The organism is Croceitalea sp. MTPC5 (genome assembly GCF_036985505.1).
GTDB lineage: Bacteria > Bacteroidota > Bacteroidia > Flavobacteriales > Flavobacteriaceae > Croceitalea.
Map to the genome: position 1 here is coordinate 970,733 of NZ_BTGQ01000001.1, position 24,360 is coordinate 995,092.

Sequence of the window (24,360 nt, forward strand, 5' to 3'; positions counted from 1 at the left end):
CTTTATAAAGATAAAATTTTTATCCCTAACCTTTTTAACCCTTCCAGTCGATTAAGAAACTATCAATGAGATTAAAACAAGAAATGGAAGATTAAATTGCGTAATTTGACAAGATAAATGCAGGGAGCGCACTTTTACGCCTCCACGTGTTCAGGTGCGGCTCCGAGGAGGTTGATAAATCTGGAACGGAAAGATCTCGATTGTGTCGCGGCGAATTACGTCTGCTCTGGAAATCTTGATGTAGATGATTTGTTAAAATTCAACAGTGGTTGAGTACATATTAAAATAAGGTATCTGTCAAACTCCTTTTAAGCAAAGAGAAACTTATTTTCATGTCTCTTAACTATAAATAACTGTTTTTCATGAAAAGTAACCATTTTTCATATTATATTTGTACTTATATTTCATGAAATGTAACTATGAGTAATCAATTTGCACGAAAAATAAACACTTTTCACGATAGGGTCTTGCCAGAGGAAGGAATTTTGGTTGGGTATGGTTGGCTTCTACAATTTATCGAGGATACAAGAAATAGACGATTACCTTTACCAGAGCTACTTGCCATTGTAACAGAGAAACAACAGCGGTACAATACCCCACAATGGCAGGTATTTGCAAAACGGTATATACCCGAGGATAATGCAAGTGGCCATCTCACTTTTGCACTGAAGTACGAAGGTATTGATTTGCTCATTTTAAAAGAGTTTTTTCTGGCAGTGGGTGATGCGCCGGTAATGAGCATGGTGCAGAACGAGCCCACTGGTCAATATTCCAGAAGGATTTGGTTCCTATATGAATGGCTCTTTGGTAAAAAACTGGATATCCCCGATTTAAAAACCGGTAATTATGTTGAAGTTGTAAACCCCAAGCATCAATATGTAGGACCGGTTGAAAATAGTACCAGGCATCGCGTAAAGAATAATTTACCGGGCACTAGGGAATTTTGTCCTATGACACGCAAGACCGAAAAACTGGAGGCTTTCACTTCAACAAAATTTCCTGAAATCATGGAAAAAGGATTAAAGGGAAGAAACAAGGATTTGATTCGTAGGACGGCCGCATTCCTTTTGTTGAAAGATTCGAAAGCATCCTTTGCCATCGAGGGGGAATATCCTCCAAACATGAGGGCCAGAAATTGGGGGAAGGCCATTGGCCAGGCAGGCAAAAAACCGCTCACCATAGAAGAGATAGAACGTCTTCAGGATATAGTAATGGGCACCAAAAAATTGAAGCACATGGGCATTCGCAAAGATGAAGGATTTATTGGCGAACATGACCGTGAAAGCTTGCTTCCGATGCCTGACCATATATCGGCCAAGGCAAAAGATTTGGAATCACTCCTACGTGGGTTGATTGAAACCAACAACTTATTGCAAAACAGTGGCTATAACCCAGTTTTGGCGGCAGCCAGTATCGCTTTTGGTTTTGTGTTCATCCACCCTCTTTCAGACGGAAACGGCAGAATACATCGATATATCATACATCATATTTTGGTTCGCATGGGCTATACCCAGAGGGATATGATCTTTCCGATTTCGGCAGCTATACTGAATCGGATAGGAGAGTATCAAGATATTTTGGAGCATTTCTCATCGCCCAGACTTGATTTGATTGAATGGAAGCCGGCCCCTGACCACAACGTTGAAATCTTGAACGACACCATTGACCTCTATCGTTATTTTGATGCCACATCGCAGACAGAGTTTCTTTATGAATGTGTCGAAGAGACCATTGAAAAGATAATACCCGAAGAGTTGGATTTTCTGGAAAAATATGACCAAATGACCCATCAAATCAATGCGTTGGTTAATTTGCCCAACAACAAAGTAGATCTGTTGATCAAGCTTCTCAATCAAAACAACGGAAAGCTATCGAAAAACAAAAAGGAAAAAGAATTCGACGAATTATCACAAGAGGAAATTGAAAATGTCGAAAAAATCTATGCTTCAATCTTTTAACATCCACTAGGTATAACATTAAAAATGGTTCGTAAGGTTCTTCTAGTAATAACAACACCTAAATAAGGAATTACGTTGTGGTGCTTTACTACCCTAAACTAAAAAATCGGTTTCTTGAAACGTTACTTTTCTAAAACTCCCGGTTCCTGCCTAAAGCATTCCACCAGCATTTTGTAGAGTTCTGGATGTTTTCTCTTAAATAAATCGGGACGTTCAAAAAAGTACTCGGCAGCTACGGCAAAAAACTCCACTTCGTTGGTACCGCCATAGTTTCTTATATCGGATTTATTGGCATTGATGGCCTCCATTTCCTTATGGATCAACTTTAACCACGGGATGGTATATTGATGCTCCAACAACCTTTCCGGAATTCCATCCGTGAAATCGTCCAATTTATCAATAAGATGTACAAATTCGTGTATGCCCGTATTGTTTTTATCGCTTTGGTTCTTGAAGCCATGGTAAAGGGCTTTCTTCGATAATATCATTTGCTTTTCAAAACGTCCATTCCCTACAATTCCGCCAATATTTCGCAACTTATCTTTGCTGCTGAATTGCAAATCCTCATTGAAGTTATCCGGATACAATAGAATCCCGCTTAAATTGGTATAGTGCCATTCCTCAAAACCAAAAACAGGTATTACTGCACTTGCGGCAATTAAAATCTTGTCGAGTTCTTGCAATTCCAATTGTACGCCATCAATATAGACTTCACTTAAAAATTGCATCATTCGCTGCTGAAATACTGTTTGCCTTTCCTTTGAAAGATTACGATAGTAGAGCACATTATCCAACAACAATCCATGCCAATGCTCTGGGAAAGGCTGCACCTTTTGTCGTTTTGCTTTTCTATAAAAATGAACAACCAAAAGAAGAATGACACCTAAGAGAATAACGTAACCCATAATAATTTAAAGGTATTACTCTACGGACTCTGCCTTAAATCCTACTTTTTGCAAGGTGGCTTTTACATCTTCTTCGGAAGCACCATCGCTTTCTATGGTCAAGATTTTATCAGGATTGGCGGTATCCACTTCCCAATTTTCAACGCCTTCTTGTTTGTTCAAAAAGGGGGTTACTTTAGAGACGCAACCACCACAATTGATATTTGTTTTGAATTTTAAAATTTTCATCGTATTTAAATTTATAATTAAAATTAAAGTTTTGCTCGTTTCAATCTTAAGCTATTTGCAACTACAGATACGCTACTGAATGCCATTGCTGCTCCTGCAATCATCGGGTCCAATAAGAACCCATTTACGGGATACAGAACTCCTGCCGCGATAGGTATTCCAATGATATTATATATGAATGCCCAAAACAGGTTCTGACGTATACCAAAAACCGTTTTTTTTGATAGTTCCAACGCTTTGGGAATGGACTGCAAATCGGATGTTATCAAGGTCATTTTCGCGACGTCCATAGCGATGTCAGAACCTTTACCCATTGCAATACTTACATTGGCCTTTGCCAAGGCATGGGAATCATTGATGCCATCGCCCACCATCGCTACGATCTTTCCATCAGCTTGCAGTTTTTCTACAAAAGCTGCTTTGTCCGAGGGCATTACTTCTCCTTGATAATTTGTTATTCCTACTTGCTGTGCAACAGCAGATGCAGTTTTATTATTATCTCCAGTAAGCATAAAGACCTCGATGTCTCTTTCTTGAAGGGTTGCTATAGCCTTTTTTGAAGTTTCCTTAATCTTGTCCGCAATGGCGAGTATCGCAAGTACTTGTTTTTCGTTACCAAAAAATATGACCGTCTTTGCTTGCTTTTCGAGACTTTCTGCTGTTTGCATTAAGGAAGCATCGATTTGAATATTATTCTCAAGCATTAATTTATGGTTTCCCACATAATATTTTGAACCGTCCTTTATTTCAGCTTGAACGCCTTTTCCTGTAATACTTTCAAAAGAAGCAATTTCAGCTTTTTCAATATTTTCATCTTTTAAGTAGTTAACTACCGCTTCCGCCAAAGGGTGTTCTGATTGTGCTTCAATTGCTAAAAGAATTTGTTTGTATTTCTTCGTGTCTTTATTATTCTCAGACCAATGAATATCCGTCACTAATGGTTTTCCTTCGGTAATGGTACCCGTTTTATCAAGAATGACCGCATTCACTTTATGTCCTAGTTCTAAACTTTCGGCATCTTTTATTAGGATATTGTTCTCGGCACCTTTGCCAATCCCCACCATTATAGCCGTAGGTGTAGCCAATCCCAATGCACAGGGACAAGCGATAACCAATACCGCTACGGAAGTCAATAAGGCTTGAGAAAACGCATTGTCACCTCCAACAAACATCCAAACAATAAACGTAATGATAGATATCCCCAAAACGATAGGAACAAATATTCCCGCTATTTTATCAACCAGTTTTTGAACGGGTGCCTTGCTTCCCTGGGCTTCCTGAACCATTTTAATGATTTGGGACAGCAAGGTTTCGCCGCCTACTTTTTCAGCGGTAAATTGAAAACTTCCTTTTTGGTTTACCGTACCCGCAAAGACTTTTCCACCATCTGATTTTTCTACGGGAACAGGTTCACCTGTAATCATACTTTCATCTACATATGAGCTTCCCTTGGAAACTTCGCCATCAACGGGAATCTTTTCTCCTGGGCGCACCAAAATGGTTTGACCCACTTGCACAGCCGAAATGGGAATTTCTTTTTCCTCCCCATTCTCAATGATTTTTAGTGTTTTGGGTTGTAATCCCATCAACTTTTTAATGGCCGAAGAGGTGTTTGATTTGGCCCTTTCTTCCAATAATTTTCCAAGGGAAATGAACGTAATAATGACCGTGGCCGCTTCGTAATAGACGTGGGGTTCAATGCCACGGCTCAGCCAAAATTCAGGAAAGAGGGTGTTGAAAACACTGAAGAGAAAGGCAATACCTGTACTCAAGGCGACCAAGGTATCCATATTGGCCTTACCAAACTTGGCCTGTTTAAAGGCATTGATAAAAAAACTACGACCAAACCAAAACAGGACGGGAACGGTCAATACCAACGAAATCCATTTTCCGGGCACCCATTCCATATAGAACATCCCGAGGACAAAGATGGGCAGCGTTAAAATCGCGGACCAAATGGTACGGTTTTTTATGTCTCGGTAATGCTGTTGCTGAAGTTCCTCTTGTGCCTGCGAGGGGTCTTCCGCATCAATAATGATATCATAACCTACTTCACGCAAAGCGTTTTGTAGTTTTTCTTCTGAAATGTTTTCATCATAATCCACCAGTACCGAGTTACTGGCAAAATTTACGGTAGCTTCATTGACACCATCGGTATGGGAAAGAATTGATTCAACGCTACCAGCACAGGCGGCACAGGTCATACCTGTTACCGGAAAGGATTTTTTTAATCCAGATTTCTTGGTTTTATGCTCTTGCTCTAAAACATTTGTGTTTTCCATGGCTTTTCCTGAATTACTTTATGCAAAGTTCAGCATTGTTACCGCCAACCATGTTACGAAATTTGCTTAAAGAGTTGTAGAATTTTCAGGAGTAATAAATCATTACTCTGTATCAAGGGCTTCTTCTAAAATGGCAATTGATTTTTTGAATTCAGCTACATTTTTAAAATAAGGCTCTCCTATTTCCAGTGCCTTACGGTAGTAGGGTAGAATTATTTTTGGAAAACTCTTCTTCTTGTAAGGGTTCTCTTCTGAATCCATTTTGGTTTTACGGACATCCCCGAATTTTAGAAGCAGTTGCGTTGCACGAACCAACTCGTTTGGGTCATTTCGTTCTTTGACCTTGTCAACCAAATTGAAGAACTCTGTATTGTTCTTCGTTATGTCCTCCTTGTTTTCAAACCGTTGTAACTGCTCATCAATCTCAATATCCTCGATACGGTCAAAGTACATATTGATATTGTGACCGGCCCAAAATCCATATTGCTCATCGAACCAAATTCCAGAATCATGCCATTTGCCATAAAACTGAACCGCGTCTTTGATACGAAAACCCTTTAAGCCCTCTTCTGAACCCAAAATGGTTACTTCACAGGGATTGGGAAATGTTCCTTGTACTTTTTTGTCTTTGGTATAGGAATTGAAATGATGCCAGTAAGCATCCTTAAACGTTTCAAAAACATCAATCACGAGCTCAACCTTTGGATAAAAAAACTCTTCTAAGTCAAAGGAACGGATTAAAACCCCATCTAGATTAATGGCCTCGGAATCATGCATTACGTAATGCTCCTCATCGATGGAATATGCTGAGTGGAAAAAGGTATTTCTGATTTCTTTGAAATGATTCTTTTCATAAAATTCAACCAATCCGGATTTTTCGGCATCAACGAGCAACTCCTGTAGAAAGTCCTGTTTTTCTCCTATTCCAAGTAGCCTTTCATATTTTTTGGTCTTCCAGAACAAATAAGAAAAACCCTTAAATCCTAACCTTATACGGCATAGATTGCCAATGATATTATAGAAATCACTGTTTTCAAAAAAGGTAGAGTATAACAGCACCCCTATGCGGGCTTTTTCCTTTCCATCAAGCTCGTTATAAAGCCCACGATAAAATTCTATGGCATCAAACCACTCGTGCAAATTAGAGTTCAAGTTCGCAGAACTAATGCCACGGTAATTGATTAGCGTAAGGACAAGGTCGAATTCGCTGGCTTGTGTTGCTTCGATGAACAAATTTTTAATGTCTTTTACTGCTTGTTCCATAGGCGACTTAGTTTTGGCCGGTTTTTTCTTTAATCTCAGATTATGATAGACACGTAATTCCTTGACCCTATCGATTTTTGGTTATTAGTATAGTGCTCCAAGGTGATGCTCTCAGCTGACAAGAATAATAAATTTAAATGTTTATAATCTAGATTCATCGCATTGGTCAAATATATAGGCCAATTAACAGGTCATTGTAGCCGACAACGTTATGCCCCTTCTTGAAAATGTTGTGTTCCCGGATGACTTACTACCGGACAATTGGAAAGTTAACTAAGGGTATAGGCTATGTGAGATCCTTGTCAGCCCTGAGCTTATCCTATGTTAGTTTATGGCATTCACTTTTCCGTTTCAGTCAAGGTTTGTTGTTTCTTTGGTAAGTGATCCTTCGAATTTGGGAAGAGGACGCTTTTCTTTTTCTTCTTCTGTTTCTACTATTCCATTTTTCTTGATGTCGTTAATCAACCATTGCATTTCCATTATTTCCCTACGTTGCGCTTTGATGATTTCATCGGCAATTTCCCTTACCCTGACATCTTTTATTTGAGCTCGTTCACTAGTTAAGATAGCTATGGAATGATGGGGAATCATACCTTCCATATAGTCAACACCGGAAACCGTAACCTGACTCCTGACCAGCCATATTCCGCCTGCAATGAGCAAAACACCTAGGCTCAAAATTAAAATATTCTTGTTTCGGTCTTTGTACATCTGTAGCATATATAGTAGCATAATAATGACCATCGACCCACCCATAATCAAAGTCATAAAGAACCTGGTTTCACTATACCAGAAATGATCGATTATCTGATATGAATGTGTGTACATTAAAAAGAACATCGTGACCATTGATGTGCCAATCATTGCGAAGAACTTTAAATAATTGTTTGGCTTTTTGGTGTTGTTTTCCATTGTTCATGTTTTTATTTGGTTACAATAATAATTTTAACTGCTCGTGGCTGTAATATTGATTGAAAAATAAAATCGTGCAAGGGCTATCGAAATTCTTGGATTGGATTCAGGTAATTTACACGAGCAACTATATTGCAATGCATATGTATGAATTAACCCGAATTTCACTTATTAATAGCTCTCATGTTGAAGTTATTTTGCCCTGAATATTTGTTCTAAATTAGGGCTTGCAACAGATACCCGTTGTTCCTAAAAAAATAAACCTTGACCCATTTGATAATAAGGATATTTGTTTAAATTAGACCTATGTGATGGTTTCCTTGGGAAGTATATCGCAAACCTAAATAGTAGAAATTAAACATCATCAAGTGATTTTCTGTTGTAGGTTACACTTGTTTTAAACTGTGTTGGTGTCATTCCTGTTATTTTTTTGAATTGATTGCTTAAGTAGGCGACACTACTGTAGTCCAATTGGTAGGCAATTTCCTTTAAACTCAGTTCATCATAGACAAGCAATTCCTTGACTCTCTCTATTTTTTGATTAATAATATATTGCTCAAAGGTGATGCTCTCAACTGACGAGAATAATGAACTTAAATATTTATATTCTAGATTCAACGCATTGGTAATATATTCGGGCCATTTGACACCTTCAAGCGATTTAGAACGATGAACCTTATCTATGACCAAGTTTTTCATTTGCTCAATAAGCTGGCTTTTGCGATCATTGATAATGGTAAAACCAATTTTTTCAAGTCTAATGTTCAGATCTTCCCTAATTTCACCCAAAAGTTCCTCTTTCAGGGTTATTTCACCCAAAGTGACGGTTGCATATGGAATCCCCATTTTGTCTAAAATACCTTGTACAGCCATAATGCACCGTGGGCAAACCATATTTTTTATATACAATACTGTTTTCATCTGTTTATTTTTATTGTTTTTAATAGGTCAGATGTAATTCGCCATTAATCATCTCGGTGGGTATCAAGAGTTGTTATGGCTCATTTCATAACATTAAAAATTAGCTCCCATACTTAGCTCTGAATTCCCACCATGCTTTCAAAAAAATAGCGATTATGGCTATTATAAAAAACAACACTAGGGCCGTAATACCATAGATCTTCACCCTTTTGTCTTTTTTTTCTTTCTCTGGGTTTGGTTTGATTTTTTTTATCTTCCTCTCTTCCTCTCTTCTTCTCCTTCGAACATCACTCATCATCAAAATTTTTTAGCAACTATATTTAAACTACACCACCTATAATTAATATCAATTAGAGTATTTTTTTGTGGCACGTCATTATGATTCAAGAGTTTCTACTTTCCTAGTATTGCAAGCAGAATAAGTGTAACCAAAATGTGTAAGGCAAACAGTACTAAAATTGAGACAAAAATGTACAGACCTTCCTTTTGCCAGGTAATTCTTTCAGATGGCAATAATTCCTGTTCATTTCTATCATCTTGATCTCCTTCTTTCATATCAAAAGGTTTTCCTATTTAAAAATCCTTAAACTTTTCACTTCATATGGTGCACATTGACCAACCATATCAGCCAATTGTTCTTTTCTTTTTAAATTTTCTTACTGTTGGCGAACTGATAAACCACAACAAAAACCCACTGAGCACAGTTATCAGCCCAAGCAGCGAAAAGGCTCTTAGCAATAGTGTATTGAAATTATCCCTAGAGTCATAATCCATGGTATGGGTCATCCAAAGAAAATCGAACCATCTCCAATTGCGATGTCGAACCGTTTGAAACGCCCCATTTTCTAAGGCCACATAAGCCTTTAGGTTCTCGGGGGTATTGTATGAGATTTCATAAGCGGGTAATGGCCGGCCCCTATACTCATGGTGGTCGCCCACCGCGTTAATCATTTGGATGCCCGCCACTTCAAGCTCTGGCAACATATACCTTTCCGCAACCTGTAAGGCTTCTTGTTGGGTAACCTTTGTTTTTAACGCTCCAGTTTTTGCATTGTATAGTTGGGTTTCATTGATCCAATAATAGGGTTCCCCGGCAATTTCCAACAACTCCAATGATGCTATGGGACTTTGCAATTTTAGATTGTCTGTAGCCACTAAATGGGTGAATCGTGTTTGATCTACTTTCTCTTTCTTGAAATGGTCACCATGTATCTCGTCAATGTCCGTCCAACTAAAATACATTCCACTAATGGTCCACATCAGAAACTGAATCCCCAAGAAAATCCCAAGATAACGATGTACTTTTCTTATTTTCAGGGCCGTTTGTCTTTTTACCATTTGTTATTTTTTGTTTCGAGACGATGAATGCATCTTGATAATCTTCCATTCACCATCGGTTTTCTTCAGTACCGAGGTAGCAACTCCCTTTCTGCTAATGATACGGGGCGACGCACCTTTTTCAGCTTGAAGCTCTATCGTATAGGTGTACGTTTCCGTTGTAAAGGCATAAGGAAGACTTGTCTCGACTTGAACGGTATAGTCGGAAAACTCAAATCGATTAAAGTGCGACAGTTCGGGCCCTAGATGGTGCTCTATATAATTGGCATAACTGCCTTCAACACCCCCTTGCTCATACACTTCTGAATCAGCTGAGAATAAATCAAAAGTGCCTTCAGCGGTTTTGTTCTCCAAAGCACTTTTATAGGCCTTCAAAACTTCTATTATGTCCTCTTTCTCTTGCGAGATACTCATTTGTTGTGCTGTTGCCGATGCAACAAATATGAACGTCAGGGCTGCTGTGGTCATAATCTTCTGTGTTCTCATTTATTTAGGTTTTATCGTTACTATTCTCTTCTTCCCCTACATGGATTCGATTGATATTGGCAATGCCAAAAACCAGCACAAAGAATCTCAACACTATCTCTAGCATGGTCAAGATTTTGCCTTCTATCGAAAGAGGTACAACATCACCGAAACCAACAGATGAAAATGTTATCAAACTGAAATAAAGAAATTCAAAAAGCAAGGCAAAGGTGGAATCATGGCCTATCTTGCCAATCTTAAAACTTTCGTTATCAAACAAATAAATTGCCAAATAATCCAAAGCAAAAGAGAGTACAATAAGCGTGATGAGCAAGCCGAACAATACTAGAACATGACTGAGCAAATGACTTTGACCAATAATTTTGGAAAGTTGGTTAAAAGACAGCCTTACAATGAAAAATGATTTGATCATTGCCAAAACCACCACTGCTTTGATCCAAAGTATGTTGGACATAATCTGTGGGAGCCCTACCACGGACAAACCCAGTATTGAAACCAAAATAATGGTGGGCAGTGCCTTGACAAACAGTTGGCGGTAAAATGCGTTACCATGTGTTATATTTTCAGTGTGCTCCATAGCTTAAGTCCAAGTTTAGAGTCCAATTCCGAGCATCTGGAAAATGAGGGCGACCATAAATAACAGGGCGGCCAAAACGTAAATTGAATAGGTGGCCCATTTTTTTATTTTGGAACTGCTTCCAACTTTTGTTTCAGTGCAATTGCCACAACAATCTTTCATAACTCTTGAATTTCGTGGTGCCTGTTTAGGGAAGGGATGCATACACTAACCATCAATCAAAAACTTTCCCTTCCCAAAACAGGGCTTGTCCCTTTTATTTTTGCCTAGGCAGCCATCAGCATTGTTTACTAACTAACCAACCATTCATGCCAACAATGCGATAACTACCTAGGGCTTTTCATTTTTTTCACTACGGCAGAAAATATCAGCCAAGGCAATAGCGCAAACTGTACCACAGGAGAGACCCCTACCTTTACAAAGGGAAGGAGGGGCATATTGGCCGCGTAGGCCCAATCTCCTCTGCTGGTATGCCATATTTCGGCCAAAATGGCGCCTACCGTTCCAATCGCGACCAACAGTGCCAAGCGCCGTATGTTCAGTTCCCGTATCCAATAAACATCCTTGTACAGGATGGCAAAGCCAAAAAAAAGCAAAAGCACCATGAGTACATCTGCTACTGTTGCCAAGGCACAGAATGCAATGTGTTTCAGGTCATATTGAAATCCTTCATATAAAAACCCATGGGCAATTTCCCACAATAGGTTAAACATAAAGGCCGTCAATACTATGTTAAACACAAACCCTTTGTATTCATTGACATCGGCCACCTGCCTCTGAAAATAGACATAGGCCATTGCAACTAAAATGAGTACAATGAATGGAATGATAAAAATCTCTATGCTTAATGCGTCCATACTTGATTCAAGGATTCTGGTTTTGATTACAGTCATTCTATGCTATACCTGTTAGGGAAGGGCTTTAATGACTAATCGACCTCTCAAATTTTCCCTTCCCCAACAGGTGTGTCTCTCATTGGATTACTTTTTCTACCTTTCCACAGCTTAACATCCTCGCCCCATAGTAGGGATTTCGGATATCTTCAATCGAAGAGAGCCAATAAGCCCCTCCATTGAGTGCCATTGGGCAGAAATCCTTATAGATTTTTCCCGATGTAACGGTTCCTTTCAACAAGGTTTCCATCTCATTGCTCATATCGGAAAAAGCCTTTCGCTGTCTCTCTAAATTATCGGTGGCAGCGATTTTTTGCGAGGCCGATAATGCCGCACCGGAACCCTCGACTTTTTCGAGTGCTTCGTTCAACATTACCGCTCCCTTTTGGGCATCGCCAGGATTCGAGCCGACCAAGTCATTTTTAATGTGCTCGTAATGTTCGTAGGCATTGGCGATGTTCTTGTCGTTAAATTCCAACTCGACCACTTTCATTTCCATCTTGCTATGGTCATGGTTCAACTCTATTTTATGTTGTGCGTAGCCAATGGCAACCCCAAATAGGCACAGGATTGCTACACCTTTTCTAAAATTTTTCATTTGTTTCATTTTTTAGCATTTTGGTTTATAAACTGTCTTTTAAATTTGATACCCAATTGAGAATGATCTTCTTTTCGTCCTCGGAAAGTTCTGCCTCCCTATGAATTAGTGTGTAAGACCAAAGGGGCATTTCTCCATCCTCTATCTGGTTAATGATCGATTTTAACTTGCTGTTCTTTCTTCTGTTCGAATAATCGGCCCATTCATTGAAATTCAATTCTTCCTTACCATGTTCAATGTGATCTTCCAAAAACCACGCGACTGGTTGAACCCTATTGTACCAAGGATATTTCGTATTGTTACTATGGCAATCATAACAGGAAGTTTTGATAATATTCTCCACTTGTTTCGGCACATTGTTTACCAGCATAAAATCAGTTTTTGGTATTGTGTCGCTTTGGTTTCGGGAAGTGGCAAAAAATTGTATCCCCACAAACCCAACCAAAAGCACAAGCACTATGATTTTTACACTTTTCTTCACTTAGTTGATTTCCTTTTGTACACTACCGCAACTCATCATTTTTGCGCCGTAATACGGATTTTTTATTTCCTTGGTAGCACTCAACCATTGCGCTCCTTTGTTGTTATTGTACATGGGGCAATAGGCCTGATAAAGCGGTCGATCTGAACCTGTGATTGCCAAAAGGTCAATGACATCTTTGCTCAAGACATCAAAATGTTCACGCTGGTGCCCGATATCGCTTTTCGCGATATGTTCTGCATGTTCTGTGGCATCTTCAACAATGTCTTTCAACTCATCTTGTTGTTCATCACTGAATTTGCTCGTATCGAAGTTCTTTAGGCTACCTTCAAGCTTTTCCCCTGCCTTTGCGGCCCCATCTTTGTCATCGGACACAAGAGCATTCTTTAGCGTCAGATAGTCAGCGATGACTTCAGATGACATCATTGCCATTTCGTCATGATTCATGTTGTCATGGTCCATTTGCGAATGGTCTTCCATAGCGTCATCCATATGGCCGCTGTCTTCCATTTGTTCCGTATGGTGACCTTCTTGGCTTTCTTGCTCTTTTTTCTTGTCTTTGCAAGATGTGGCCGATAGGGTTATGATTGCGATGGCCAAAATTCCAGTTGTTACATTTGCTTTTTTCATTTCGGATTTGATTTAAGATTAAGTAAGTTTATTAATGACGTTTTTTAACTTTTCAGTTATATCTTCTGCCACTTTGCCCAATTTTTCGTTTTCAACGGCTTGCATCGAGGCCAATGGGTTGACAGCCGCGACTTCAACGGTTCCATCGTCCTTTTTCTGAACAATCACGTTGCAAGGAAGCATTGTTCCGATTTTATCTTCTACCTCAAGGGCTTGGTGGGCATAGGGTGGATTGCAAGCACCTAAAATATGATACCGCCTGAAGTTTATATCCAACTTCTTCTTTAAGGTCTCGTTTACATTGATTTCAGTCAGAATACCGAAACCTTCTTTTTTCAGTTCTTCGGTTACCCTGTCAATGACTTTTTCAAAATCTTCATTAAGGGTTGTATTGAAATAATAGCTCATATTTTTATTGCCTTGAATTAATGATTCGTTTTCTTTCTTTGAGAGTTAACCATTGGCATACCGTCTGTTCATAGTTTCTTCAGGATTTTCTCTCTTGAGGATTTTAATTCCATTTTTACTAGCAAGAAGTACTATTCCTAAGACCATCACTGCCAATATTATAATCCACATGTACATCATAATTATGCTTTTTAATTATCAAAATCTTGCCAAAAGTCCACCACCCCAACCATATCGGTTGTTGTAGTTTGCTTGGATTGAAAAATTTCGTGAGAGGATATACGAAGCTCCTACCAACCACTGGGTTTCACTTTCAAATGATTTGTTATTCTCTAAATCGTTGACCCATCCAAAGTCAGCTCTATATTCGTATTCGCCTTCCAGAAAAATTCTAGGAAAAATCAATAGCTCTCTGTCCAAACGTATTCTTGGGCGCAATTGATTATCCATACTCACATCTACGTTAAACCTGTAAGGTGTAAAGTATTTTACCCCAATCAGGCCAACAGTGTTGAACTCATCGAAGGAATCAGGTGTTTCAGTTTCTGTGTTAATACCTACATAGAGACGCACCCAATCGTTGAGATACCTATTGTAATTTACTTCGGCTTCAAGGTTCTTGTCGTAATCGAATTCTGCTCTCAATCCGAATTCGTTGCGAATATTACTCGACGTTAAAAAGAGTTCATTAAAGTTTGAGCCGGCACGAGCCAATCCCCACGAATAATAATGGTCTGTCTCATCAATTATTTTTTTTGCCGGAAATTCAGCCATACGCTTATCCCGAGGGGTATCGTAACTAAAAACCCTTGCCATACCACCCATCATATGATACAATACGTGGCAGTGAAAGAACCAATCGCCATACTCTTCGTTATAGAATTCCATGACCACTTTTTGCATTGGCGGTACATTAACGGTATGTTTTAATGGCGAACGTTCTCCGTTTTCATTAATGACCCTAAAATAATGCCCGTGCAAGTGCATCGGGTGATGCATCATCGTTAGGTTGTTGAGTGTTATTCGGGTTACTTCCCCACTTTTAATTTTTATTTTATCGGTTTCCGAAAGTGGAACACCGTTCATACTCCATACATAGCGTTGCATATTACCGGTAAGGTTCAACAGAATGTCGTTTACGGGTAAATCAGCTTTGTAGGTGGTATTTTCCTTTGCCTTTAAAAAGTCGTAGTTGAAGTAGGTTTTCCGTGTGTTATAATCAAAAGAGGAAGTATCTTTTTGCATCATGGGCATATTGTGTTGCATACGGCCATTCATTTTATCGGATGCTTCATTTTTACTCATTGGCATCGCGTCCTTTTTCATTTCCATCTTATTGTCCATCCCCATGTTCATCTGGCCGTCTTTCATATCCATACGCATCCCATACTTCTGCATTAAAACTTCAGGTGTCTTCCTTTTTTTATTTCCCACCATTGCAGGTGCTCCCATTTTCATATCCATTTTACCCATTTGTTTCATCATCTCTACTTTATCAGGTCTGTCTATTCTTTTGGCTGGATAAAGGGTGCCATTACCTAATTGTATAGAGGTATGACCTGAACCATCTTGAGCTGTTGCGGTAACTTCTAAGGTGCCTTCGGGAATAGTGACAATAACATCATACGTTTCGGCTATGCCAAATAGAAATCTGCTTTTAGATACGGGCTGTACGTCAATACCATCACTAGATACCACCATTGGGTTTCCTCCGCCAAAATCCAGCCAATAATAAGTAGAGGCGGACGCGTTGATGAAGCGAAGACGTATTTTTTCGCCTGCTCTGAATTCTGGATATTCAGCTAGTTTTTTACCGTTGGACAAAAATGCGGGATAATAAATGTCGGCAATATCAGCGCCTTCCATACGGTCTCTCCAAAATTTAAGTTGAGCCCCAAAAGCACCTTCTGAAATGACCCTACTAAGTGGAACTGCTGTACCTTTTTTAACTTGATACCACTCGTTACCTCTTTTAAGGTTTCTCAATACATTCATTGGTTTTTCATTGGTCCAATCTGATAATACCACGACCAAATCCTTATCATATTCCAAAGTTTTTTCTTTTGGATGAATGATAATAGAGCCATAAACACCTTTCTGTTCTTGTAGCATTGTATGGGAATGATACCAATACGTACCCGATTGGTTGATTGGGATTCTGTATTGGAAAGTTGTTCCTGGCTCAATGGGTGGCGTGGTTAAATATGGAACACCATCGTAAAAATTGGGAAGTATCAACCCGTGCCAGTGCACTGATGTTTCCTCATCCATTTTATTGGTTATGTTGATTATAGCAAGGTCTCCTTCCTCAAATTCCAAAACTGGCCCGGGAATACCACCGTTGATGGTCATTGCATTAGCAGTAACACCGCCAAGCGTCATTTTATTTTCTTCAATGCTGAGGTGATACTCCTTAACAGGTCGACCTTCTTCTTTTCTATCCGCTCCGTTTGTGCCTACTTGGGCAATGCCCTCATATGAAATGAGAAGTACCAACAACACTGCAATTTTTCTTATCATAGTTCTTAGTTTATTTTTTCTAGTTCATATTACGTCTTAGGTGCTATATCTATTGGTTTGATTGGTTTTAATGTTGTTTCATAAACTATTTCAGTAAGAAATAAAACCTTAAAAGCTGGACACCGCTGTCTTTTCAATCAAACGCTTCCTATCACTATGGACGGTCCGACCATCCTTTGAACCTGCCCACGACCAATGATATCACGAACACAAGTATACCAACACCCAAAGCCCACCAGTACATTTCCATCATTTCATAGTTTGTGTTCTTTTCCAATCATTTTGAAATTAATTTCGCTATCTTTTTTCTACATGTTTCCGTAAGCTGGTACATCGAAAACGAATCTCAATTTGCTGCGGAGACTTGTCTCAATGGTTCATTTGGCTTACTTCTTTGAACTTTAGAAAATTTTCCTTTGATTCAAAATAGGCCACTTTGCCATCGACTGCCATTAGTACAATGAACGCCTCGGTCTTATCGACCTTTTGTTTGCTGTAAGGGTCGATGCTTGTTCGTGCTTGTTCATTGTTGTTCAAGGTCTTAACGCACATTTGGCAACAGCCATAATAGGTTTTCCCTTTGACGGGTACGGGCATCTGCATTTTTCCCATATAGGCATCGTTCACCATACAGACCAGTTCAGCGGGCACTTGGGAGCCCACCTGAGGTTTTTTATTCATGACCGCTTCAGGTACTACAGTGGCAACCTCTTGGTTGGTATCCTGAGCCTGTACATTCTTATTTTCTGATTTACACCCCATTAAGGTCAATACTAGAATTCCTGATAATAGTAGTATTCGCATTGTCTTATCATTTTTTGTTTTAATTTCCATTGAGCATTTCTTATTGTAGAAGGTTCCAATTACTTCATAAGTCAACTTTATCCTATATTTACATTACTAGAATGTTAGTACTACTTACTGATGGTAGCTTCCGTGGTGCCGCAAGTCAACATTTTACCTCCCATATAAGGATTATTGATTTCCTCTTTGATACTAAGCCAATACGCTCCTTGGTTGTTGTCTGCCATTGGGCAAAACTGCTCATATACTTCCTTGTTAACACCGAAAAGGCGTACGCCTTTTGACAAATGTGCCGATAGATGTTTAAAGTGTCCCCTTTGCTTTTCGATATCAGAGGTTTTGCCAATTGCTTCTGATGAAGACTTGATCTCTTTTGAAATGGTCATCCAGTGATTATGGGCCTCATGGTCGGTCAATAGTTTCATATCGACCTTTTTCAATGTAGCCAACAATTTATCGGCCCCTTTTTTGGCAGCAGCGGCTTCGTCCTTTACCAAGGCGTCTTTGAGATCCAGATAGTTCTCGAAAACCTTTTCAAGCTGTCCCTTAAAGGTTTTGGACACTTGCAGTCTCTTTTCCATACGACTGTGGTCAGTCTCATCGGGCATTTCAGAATGGTCCATGGATTCATTTGACCTCATTTCACCTTCCGTTTCTTTTTCTCCACCCATATCCATACCTCCATGATTATGTCCGGTCATGACTACCCCACCTTCGGGGTTCATCATGCTTTTTTGGCCTACCAACTGAGCGGAGGCATCTATCCTAAAGACCCCGTTAGTCGCCACAACCTCACCCGCTTCCAATCCTGATTCAACGATGTAATAATCACCCATGTCCGCTCCCAGTCCAATTTCCTTGTAAACGAAAGAGATAGTTTTTTCATGGGGAACCTTGACGTATACCACGGCCCGTTTGCCTGTCCACAGCACGGATGATTTTGGTATGATTATCGCATCATCGACATTTGACATCTCTGCCTCTATAAGGCCATTGGCATACATTTCCGGCAAGAGTTTGTTGTTGGGGTTTTTGACTTCTACCCTGACTTTTGCGACCCTGGTACTTGAAGAAACAAAAGGATCCACATAGGTAACTTTTCCGGTAAAGGTCTTTCCGGGCAGCGCCTGAATGGTAAAGGTCACCTTGTCATTGATATCAATCCAAGCAATATCGGATTCATAAGCCTCGAACATGACCCAAACTGTACTCAAATTTGCAATTTCAAATAATGTTTGTCCTTCCATAATGTAATCACCTAACTCTACATTTCTTTTCATTACATAACCTGAATGGTCGGACAAAATATCTATCTGCTCCTGAACATCTCCTGATTTTTCAATAGCATCAATTTGTTTGTCCGATAGCTTCCAAAGCTTCAGCTTATTTCTTGAAGCCTTGTACAGCTGTGGATACACGTCTTTCGATTTAATGGTCTCGAAAAGCTCTTTTTGCGCGGAAATCAATTCGGGGGAATAAATACGGACGATCTTTTGCCCCGCATATACTTTTTCCCCTGTAAAGTTGACATACAAGCGCTCTATCCTCCCCGGTATATGGGATACTTGGGAAAATAAACGTCTCTCGTCCGGTTGCACACGACCCAATAGGCGAATCTCTTTGGCCGCGTTGGATTCTTTTACAACGGTTGTCTGTATGTTGGCCAATTGGATGGCCTCCTCAGTCATCACTATTTCATTGGAAGCAATGCTCTCCGAAGTACTCGAAGATTCCTCCAACGGAATCAATTCCATACCGCAAATAGGACAGTTTCCAGGCTTCTCCATTTTAATCTGGGGATGCATTGAGCAAGTCCACAACTGGGTCTCGGGGTCTTGAACATATTCATGCTCACCATCTTTGTGTGTAGTTTCTGAATCTCCACCAGAAAAGAGGTTTCCTATTAGTATACCAACGATTAGAATACCGGCAGCGATCAAATAGTTTCTGTATTTCTGAAAATTTTTCATGTCTTGTTTCTTTAAAAATTTAATTTCCTAGTAAATAATATGTGAATGCCACTGCGGCATTTTTATCTGCCAATGCCCTTTGATAGGACAATTCGTATTTCAACAATTGCCTTTCTATTCGCAGAACCTCTTCAAAATCTTTGGCATCCGTGGAATAGGACGTAATAAGTATATCCAATACTTTTTTTGCAATTTCGGACTGCTTTTTGTTCAGTGCGATTCTTCTATCGCCATCATTGAAGTCTTTTGAGGTATTTTCATAAATGGTTGTAAGACTGTTTTTCTTGTCTTCCCGTCTTAGGATTTCACCTTCTTGTAAATATTGTGCCTCGTTGACCATGGCCTTATACTTTTTGCGGTATAGGGGAATAGATATGCCGACGGAAGGAAACACAAAGGCATCATTTCCGTTATCGACGGCCGTTGACATGTCATTTTCACCCACGATAGTGTAGCTCAATCCTACATTGAATTTCGGAAGGCCTTCCTTTTTGGCCACCTCCTCTTGGTTTACAAAGGCGTTCAGCCGGTGCTCAATTGCCTTCAATTGATGGTTAGAGGCATAAATCTCATCAAGAATATTCAACTGTCCCTCGGGCAGTTCGTCTTGCCATAAGGTACCCGGTACGGCAATTGGAGCCTGCTCATCGGTATTCAACAAGTTGTTGAATTTTACCTGTAAAACGTATTTAGTATCCCTAAATAGCGCCAATTGGTTTTCAAGATCGTTCAGTTCTAACTCTACCCTGAGCTCATCCACAACTGAGGCGTTTCCGGCCTCTATTTTCACCAAGGACAATCTTTTGAAGATATTGAGGATTTCCATGTTCTCCTCTGTAATCTCGATGGCTTTTTCGATAAAGTAATAGTTGTAATAAGCCGTCTTCACTTCAAAGAACAAATTGGATTTTGTGTTTTCAAAATCTTCATATTTGGCATTGGCCAATTCAGTGGCCACATCTTCCTTGGCACCCAAAAGGCCGAACCATGGAAAACTTTGTGCCAAGTTGAAGCGCCATTCTTGGGGTCCCACCCTAGTTTCGACCGGTTGTATAAAATATCCAAACGCGACCGTAGGATCGGGCAGAGCACCTACTTGTGGCACCTTTTCCATTGCCGCCATATAGTCGTTGAACTTTGCTCTAAGTCCTGGATTGTTCTCGGCCGCAAACTTCAGGTATCCTTCTAGGTCCGATTGACCAAAAAGGGAGGGGCCTATCGTTAAAAGAAATAGCATGAAAAAAATGGCATCCCTTTTTGAAACTATCTTTGTTGATCTAAGCATTGCTTTCTTTTAATTGTTTTTTTAAATTTTTCTCTTTCCACATACTGTATAATACCGGTACAACAAACATGGTCATTACCTGCAACAGCATTCCGCCGAAGGTGGGAATGGCCATTGGGACAACCACATCTGAACCTTTACCGGTAGCTGCAAGTACAGGAATTAAGGCGATAATTGCCGTGGCCGCCGTCATCATTGCGGGACGAACCCTTTTGGAGCCTGCATGTAAAACGGAAGTTCTTATTTCATCAATCGTCTTCGGCTTTTCCTTTTCGAATGTTTGCATAAGATATGTGCCCATAATTACACCGTCATCGGTAGCGATTCCAAAAAGTGCTATAAAACCGACCCACACAGCAACACTAAGATTTATAGTATGCAGTTGAAAAAGGTTTCGCATATCCATTCCAGCAACGCTAAAGTTCAAGAACCAATCCTGACCGTAGAGCCAAATCATAATGAAACCACCTGCAAAAGCCACAAATATTCCAGAGAATACCATTAACGATGGGGTCATTGATTTAAACTGGAAATACAATATCAATAGGATGACGATTAAAGAAATGGGCACTACGATCATTAACCGTTTTGAGGCCCTTATTTGATTTTCATAATTACCCGTAAAGCGAAAGGTTACCCCTGCGGGTAATTGAAATTCCCCACTTTCCATTTTGCCTTCAATCAAGGCTTGGGCATCTTCTACAACGTTGGTTTCCGCATAACCCTCCTTCATATCGAATATGACATAGCCTGTTAAAAACGTGTCCTCACTTTTAATGACTTGAGGTCCTCTTACGTATTCTATATCGGCTAGCTCCCCCAATTCAACTTGAACACCTGCAGGTGTTGGAATCAAGATTTTCTTTAGGTCATCAGGGTTGTCCCTAAACTCCCTTGCATAGCGAACCCGGACGGGAAACCGTTCCCTGCCCTCTACGGTAGTGGACAATTGCCTGCCCCCGACTGCAACGGATAGTTGCATTTGCATATCTTTAATGGTCAATCCGTATCGTGACATGGCCTGTCTGTTGAGTCGTATTTCCAAGTATGGTTTTCCCACCACTCTATCGGCAAAGACAGTGGCTGGGTTCACACTAGGAACTTCTTGCAAGATTTTTTCAAGCTCAAAACCAACTTTCTCAATGACCTCAAGTGTGGGGCCAAAGACCTTTATCCCCATAGGTGCTCGCATGCCCGTCGAAAGCATGATCAAACGTGTTTGAATGGGCTGAAGTTTAGGTGCCGACGTAAGCCCTGGGAATTTGGAATGCTTAACGATTTCATTCCATATATCATCTGGCTTCTTAATATGCTCCCGCCATTGTCTAAAATTTTCGCCATCTTCGTCCTCAATGAGCTGTTCAACACCAATTCTTCTGAAATCATCTTCACCGTATTTATACGTAGAACCATCTTTCAAGACAAAGGCCTTTTCATCGTTTACCTTAAAGCGCATTCGATGGCCATCCACATCCAAAATGTATTCGGGCAGATAGTTAATGGTGTTCTCGTACATGGAGGTAGGTGCAGGATCCAAGGCCGAATTGACACGACCCCATTTACCAACAGCGGATGCTATTTCCGGTATGGAGTTCAAATGCTTGTCAACTGTTGCAATGACCTCCATGTTTTCAGTAATACTGGAGTGCGGCATTGTCGTTGGCATTAACAGGAAAGAACCCTCGTCCAATGCTGGCATGAACTCTTTACCCAGTCCTGGGAAGGTTTTATCCAATTTATTCCAAACCACATTGTCCTTGGCAAATTCAGGCATAAAACCAAGGATTTTTCCAAATCCCAGCCATATATTCATCCCAAGAAAAACAACAAAGATTGGAATAAACAAAAACTTCCATTTATTGTTCAAACACCAGATTAAGATTGTTTTATAATAATGCACTATTCCCATTAATGCGCCCAGAACCAAGCCGATAATAACTATCACGAAGATGAAATTGACAAATGTTGAGTTAGAAACTCCCAAAGGCATCCATTCAATGGTCAACAAATAGACCAAAACCATAATGGCTATGACTATATTGATATAATTGGCCAGTTTTTCGGAATAGGGCAATCTAATCTTCCCGTTAAGTCCACTCCAGTTTGGTACCTGAATGAGTAAATTGTTTATGCCAATGGCTATTAGGGCCAGCGAAATGAAGCTTCCATATCCAATAAGGAAAACCAATCCGAAACCGATTAAAATTGCATTAAATATTCGACTTGTTCTCTTTGTATCGATTCTAATGGAAAACATAACTTTTGCAAGGGCAGGAATGAACATAATTCCAATGAACAAGGCCGAAATCAAAGCGAATGTTTTGGTCCATGCCAGAGGCCTGAATAATTTTCCTTCCGCAGCTTGCATTGCAAATACTGGCAGAAAGCTTACAACCGTAGTGGCAAGAGCCGTAATTACGGCAGAGGCAACCTCGACTGTGGCCTCATATATGATCTGCAGCAATTTTTTGCCCCTTGCCCCATGGTTTTCTGGCATTTCTAAATGCCTAACAATGTTTTCCGTAAAAACTATCCCAACATCAATCATTACCCCTATTGCGATAGCTATACCGGATAATGCCACAATATTCGCATCGACATTAAAATATTTCATCAGTATAAATGTCATCAATACGCCAACGGGCAATATACTTGATATCAATACCGATGCCCTCAAGTTCAACACCAATACGATTACAACCAAAATGCTAATCAATATTTCATGTGATAGGGCCTGCTCCAGGGTTCCTAAAGTTTCTTGTATCAGACCTGATCGGTCATAAAAGGGGACAATAGTTATTTTAGAAACTGTTCCGTCAGCAAGCGTCTTTGATGGTAGACCAGGTGCAACTTCTTGGATTTTATCCTTTAGGTTTTGGATAACGGCCTGTGGATTGGCTCCATATCTAGCCACAACGACACCGCCCACAGCTTCGACACCGCTTTTATCAAGACCGCCCCTGCGTCCCGCAGGACCGAATTGTATTTTGGCCACATCCTTTATGCGTATGGGAACGTTATCCCTGACGGTAACCACACTCTCCTCCAAATCTGATAAGTTTTTGATATAGCCCAAACCCCTGACCAGATATTCCGCCCTATTGAACTCCAATGTCCTTGCGCCGATATCAAGGTTACTGTTCTTAACGGCATTCATGATCATCCCTACATCGACATTGTTGGCCTTCATGGCATCGGGATCGATTTCCACCTGATATTCTTTTAGAAAACCACCAATGGATGCGACTTCGGAAACACCACTCGAAGCCGTCAGATAATAGCGTACATAAAAATCCTGAATGGTCCTAAGTTCTTGTGGATCCCAACCCCCTGTGGGTTTTCCGGTTTTCGGGTCTCTACCCTCCAGAGTGTACCAATATACCTGGCCTAGTGCCGTGGCATCAGGCCCCAAGGCGGGGGTTACTTCACTGGGAACGGTACCGGGTGGCAGCGAATTAAGCTTTTCGAGAATCCTGGTCCGACTCCAATAAAAATCCACATCATCGTTGAAGATGATATAGATACTTGAAAGACCAAAAATGGAATTACTGCGAATGGTCTTTACGCCAGGGATACCAAGCAGGGCCGTTGTAAGTGGATAGGTGATCTGGTCCTCTATATCCTGTGGTGATTGCCCCATCCATTCTGTAAAGACTATCTGCTGGTTCTCCCCAATGTCGGGAATGGCGTCTACAGGTACTGGGCTCCGGTCCATCCAGGAAAGTTCCCAGTTAAATGGGGCAGTTATGACTCCTCCAAATATAAAGGCAAGGAGTAACATAAATGTTATCAACCTGTTTTCAAGAAAATAACGGATTGTTTTGTTTAGCATGGTATTGATGATTAAATAATTGAAAGATGTGCTGAAAAAATCAACAAAAAGGGTTTAGCCCAAAGCGAT

At 40.2% G+C, this 24,360-nt stretch carries 23 protein-coding genes; 1 reads left to right on the forward strand and 22 read right to left on the reverse strand.

What is annotated here, in order from left to right; translation table 11 throughout:
- Positions 1–419: 419 nt before the first annotated feature.
- Positions 420–1,958, forward strand: a complete 1,539-nt coding sequence (locus AACM45_RS04465) for a Fic family protein (RefSeq protein ID WP_339141030.1) — start codon at positions 420–422, stop codon at positions 1,956–1,958.
- Positions 1,959–2,080: 122 nt separating this feature from the next.
- On the opposite strand, the gene AACM45_RS04470 is transcribed toward AACM45_RS04465, so the two are convergent.
- The 22 genes from AACM45_RS04470 to AACM45_RS04575 form a co-directional block, all read right to left on the reverse strand.
- Positions 2,081–2,863, reverse strand: a complete 783-nt coding sequence (locus AACM45_RS04470; protein ID WP_339141032.1) for a M90 family metallopeptidase — start codon at positions 2,861–2,863, stop codon at positions 2,081–2,083.
- A 15-nt stretch (positions 2,864–2,878) separates the two neighbouring features.
- The gene (locus AACM45_RS04475) at positions 2,879–3,091 is read right to left on the reverse strand and encodes a heavy-metal-associated domain-containing protein (protein ID WP_339141033.1); all 213 of its coding nucleotides are present in this window, start codon (positions 3,089–3,091) and stop codon (positions 2,879–2,881) included.
- A gap of 23 nt (positions 3,092–3,114) precedes the next feature.
- Positions 3,115–5,373, reverse strand: coding sequence for a heavy metal translocating P-type ATPase (locus tag AACM45_RS04480; RefSeq protein ID WP_339141034.1), 2,259 nt, complete (start codon positions 5,371–5,373; stop codon positions 3,115–3,117).
- Between the two features lie 102 nt (positions 5,374–5,475).
- Positions 5,476–6,636 (reverse strand): hypothetical protein, encoded by a 1,161-nt coding sequence (locus AACM45_RS04485; RefSeq protein WP_339141035.1) that lies wholly within the window; start codon positions 6,634–6,636, stop codon positions 5,476–5,478.
- Between the two features lie 351 nt (positions 6,637–6,987).
- On the reverse strand, positions 6,988–7,548 hold the full coding sequence (locus AACM45_RS04490) for a DUF305 domain-containing protein (protein WP_339141036.1): 561 nt from the start codon (positions 7,546–7,548) through the stop codon (positions 6,988–6,990).
- Positions 7,549–7,902: 354 nt separating this feature from the next.
- A complete protein-coding gene (locus AACM45_RS04495; RefSeq protein ID WP_339141037.1) occupies positions 7,903–8,469 on the reverse strand; it encodes a helix-turn-helix domain-containing protein in 567 nt (188 codons plus the stop codon).
- Positions 8,470–8,569: 100 nt separating this feature from the next.
- Positions 8,570–8,767: a hypothetical protein gene (locus tag AACM45_RS04500; RefSeq protein ID WP_339141038.1), complete on the reverse strand. Its 198-nt coding sequence runs from the start codon at positions 8,765–8,767 to the stop codon at positions 8,570–8,572.
- A 95-nt stretch (positions 8,768–8,862) separates the two neighbouring features.
- Positions 8,863–9,024, reverse strand: coding sequence for a hypothetical protein (locus tag AACM45_RS04505; protein ID WP_339141039.1), 162 nt, complete (start codon positions 9,022–9,024; stop codon positions 8,863–8,865).
- A 69-nt stretch (positions 9,025–9,093) separates the two neighbouring features.
- Positions 9,094–9,807, reverse strand: coding sequence for a PepSY domain-containing protein (locus AACM45_RS04510; RefSeq protein WP_339141040.1), 714 nt, complete (start codon positions 9,805–9,807; stop codon positions 9,094–9,096).
- Positions 9,808–9,810: 3 nt separating this feature from the next.
- The gene (locus AACM45_RS04515; protein WP_339141041.1) at positions 9,811–10,293 is read right to left on the reverse strand and encodes a nuclear transport factor 2 family protein; all 483 of its coding nucleotides are present in this window, start codon (positions 10,291–10,293) and stop codon (positions 9,811–9,813) included.
- A 4-nt stretch (positions 10,294–10,297) separates the two neighbouring features.
- Positions 10,298–10,870: a potassium channel family protein gene (locus AACM45_RS04520; RefSeq protein ID WP_339141042.1), complete on the reverse strand. Its 573-nt coding sequence runs from the start codon at positions 10,868–10,870 to the stop codon at positions 10,298–10,300.
- A gap of 326 nt (positions 10,871–11,196) precedes the next feature.
- Positions 11,197–11,763: a hypothetical protein gene (locus tag AACM45_RS04525; protein ID WP_339141043.1), complete on the reverse strand. Its 567-nt coding sequence runs from the start codon at positions 11,761–11,763 to the stop codon at positions 11,197–11,199.
- Positions 11,764–11,842: 79 nt separating this feature from the next.
- Complete coding sequence (locus AACM45_RS04530; RefSeq protein ID WP_339141044.1) at positions 11,843–12,361, reverse strand: DUF3347 domain-containing protein; 519 nt, start codon at positions 12,359–12,361, stop codon at positions 11,843–11,845.
- Positions 12,362–12,386: 25 nt separating this feature from the next.
- A complete protein-coding gene (locus tag AACM45_RS04535; RefSeq protein WP_339141045.1) occupies positions 12,387–12,842 on the reverse strand; it encodes a heme-binding domain-containing protein in 456 nt (151 codons plus the stop codon).
- Positions 12,843–13,472: a DUF3347 domain-containing protein gene (locus AACM45_RS04540; protein WP_339141046.1), complete on the reverse strand. Its 630-nt coding sequence runs from the start codon at positions 13,470–13,472 to the stop codon at positions 12,843–12,845.
- Positions 13,473–13,490: 18 nt separating this feature from the next.
- A complete protein-coding gene (locus tag AACM45_RS04545) occupies positions 13,491–13,880 on the reverse strand; it encodes a DUF302 domain-containing protein (protein WP_339141047.1) in 390 nt (129 codons plus the stop codon).
- Positions 13,881–14,078: 198 nt separating this feature from the next.
- Positions 14,079–16,400, reverse strand: coding sequence for a multicopper oxidase domain-containing protein (locus AACM45_RS04550; protein WP_339141048.1), 2,322 nt, complete (start codon positions 16,398–16,400; stop codon positions 14,079–14,081).
- A gap of 154 nt (positions 16,401–16,554) precedes the next feature.
- Complete coding sequence (locus tag AACM45_RS04555; RefSeq protein ID WP_339141049.1) at positions 16,555–16,677, reverse strand: hypothetical protein; 123 nt, start codon at positions 16,675–16,677, stop codon at positions 16,555–16,557.
- 92 nt (positions 16,678–16,769) lie between these two features.
- Positions 16,770–17,204: a hypothetical protein gene (locus AACM45_RS04560; RefSeq protein ID WP_339141050.1), complete on the reverse strand. Its 435-nt coding sequence runs from the start codon at positions 17,202–17,204 to the stop codon at positions 16,770–16,772.
- Between the two features lie 110 nt (positions 17,205–17,314).
- Positions 17,315–19,174 (reverse strand): efflux RND transporter periplasmic adaptor subunit, encoded by a 1,860-nt coding sequence (locus AACM45_RS04565; protein WP_339141051.1) that lies wholly within the window; start codon positions 19,172–19,174, stop codon positions 17,315–17,317.
- Between the two features lie 19 nt (positions 19,175–19,193).
- Positions 19,194–20,459 carry a TolC family protein gene (locus AACM45_RS04570; RefSeq protein WP_339141052.1) on the reverse strand — a complete coding sequence of 422 codons (1,266 nt, stop codon included), beginning with the start codon at positions 20,457–20,459 and terminating at the stop codon, positions 19,194–19,196.
- Entirely contained in the window at positions 20,452–24,291 is a 3,840-nt protein-coding gene (locus AACM45_RS04575) for an efflux RND transporter permease subunit (protein ID WP_339141053.1), read from the reverse strand. The genes AACM45_RS04570 and AACM45_RS04575 overlap by 8 nt, the downstream gene beginning before the upstream one ends.
- Positions 24,292–24,360 lie beyond the last annotated feature (69 nt).